Origin of the sequence: Kitasatospora sp. NPDC028055, assembly GCF_040637885.1 — a bacterium.
Taxonomy (GTDB): Bacteria; Actinomycetota; Actinomycetes; order Streptomycetales; family Streptomycetaceae; genus Kitasatospora.
Genome location: NZ_JBEZXE010000112.1, coordinates 1 through 1,590 on the forward strand (window position 1 = coordinate 1; position 1,590 = coordinate 1,590).

General features: G+C 73.3%; 1 protein-coding gene. It reads right to left on the reverse strand.

What is annotated here, in order from left to right; translation table 11 throughout:
• Window positions 1-1,590, reverse strand: a 1,590-nt coding sequence (locus AB0F71_RS39850) for a polyketide synthase dehydratase domain-containing protein (protein WP_360246222.1), incomplete at both ends; no start/stop codon positions are given.

Consider the following 1,590-nt stretch of genomic DNA (forward strand, 5'->3'; position numbering starts at 1 on the left):
GTGGCGGGCGCCGTGGGTGGTGACGAGGTGGCGGGCGAGGTGTGCGGCGAGGGTGCCGGTGCCGCCGGTGATGAGGATGGTGCCGTTGGGGTCGATGGTGGGGGTGGTGGTGGGTGTGGTGGGTGGGGTGGTGGGGGTGAGTCGGGGGGTGAGGAAGTCGCCGTTGCGGAGGGCGAGTTGGGGTTGGCCGGTGGTGAGGGCGGTGGTGATGGTGTGGGGGCTGGGGGTGTCGCCGTGGTGGTCGAGGAGGGTGAGGGTGTGGGGGTGTTCGTTTTGTGCGGTGCGGATGAGTCCCCAGGTGGTGGCGGCGGGGAGGTCGGTGATGGGGTCGTCGGGGTGGGTGGCTATGGCGCCGCGGGTGAGGATGACGAGGTGGGCGTTGTCGGGGTGGTCCTGGGCGAGCCATTCCTGTACGCGGGTGAGGGTTTGTTCGGCGAGGTGGTGGGCGGCGGCGATGGGGTCGTGGGGTGTGGTGGTGTCGTCGTGGGGGCGGACGATGAGGATGTCGGGGGTGGGGGGTGTGGTGGTGGCGGTGGTGTCGGTGGTGGCGGGGACCCACTCCAACGCCAAGGGTGAGTCGAGCGGACCGCCCGGGGCGGCGGCGAGGTCCGGCGCGGTGAGTGCGCGGCTGGTGACCGAGCCGATGCTGAGCAGGGGCGCTCCGTCCCTGTCCGCCACCCCGGCGGACAGGGTGCCGTCGGGGTGGGCGGCCAGCCGGATCCTGGCCGCGGCGGCGCCGGTCGCGTGCAGTGTCACGTCCGTGAAGCGGTTCGGGAACGCCGTCTCTCCTGACTGACCGGCCAGGACACCGTCCAGCGCGGCAGCCAACAGCGCCGGGTGGAGCCCGAATCCGTCCGCGGTGGTGTCCTCCGGGAGGGCCGTCTCGACGTGCCCGTCGGAGAACCCGCGGATGCTTCGGAAGACCCCGCCGTGGTCGTACCCGGCCGCGGTGAGCCGTTCGGCCGACTGCTCGGGCTCGACCCAGGCCGCCCGGCCGGGGCCGGTCCCGCCCGCCTTGCCCGAGGCGCTCAGCACACCGGCGGCGCGGCGCGTCCAGCCGTCGGCCTGCCGGGTGTGCACCTGGACGGTGTGCTTCCCGTCCTCGTCCGCGCCGGACACGCGGACGCGCAGATCGACCCCGCCGTCCTCCGGCAGGACGAGCGGCCGCTCCAGGGAGAGTTCGTCGAGGTGGTGCAGGCCCAGCCGGTCACCGGTGGACAGGACGAGGTCGAGTACGGCCACCGCCGGCAGGACCGTCGTGTCCTGGAGCGTGTACTCCGCCAGCCAAGGGTGGCTCTCCACACCGATCCGGCCGGTCGCCACCACGCCCTGGCCCTCGGGCAGTTCCACCACGGCGGCGAGCAACGGGTGCGCGGCGTCGTCCAGCCCGGCTGACGCGGCGTCGTCGAGGCCCGCTCCGGCCGCCGCTTCCAGCCAGTAGGTGTGGTGTTGGAAGGGGTAGGTGGGGAGGGGGGTGTGGTGGGTGGGGGGTGGTGTGGGTGTGGGTGGGGTGGTGGGGGTGTTGTGGGTCCAGGTGTGGGCGAGGGCGTGGGTGAGTTGGGTGGTTTCGGGGGTGTTGCGGCGGAGGGT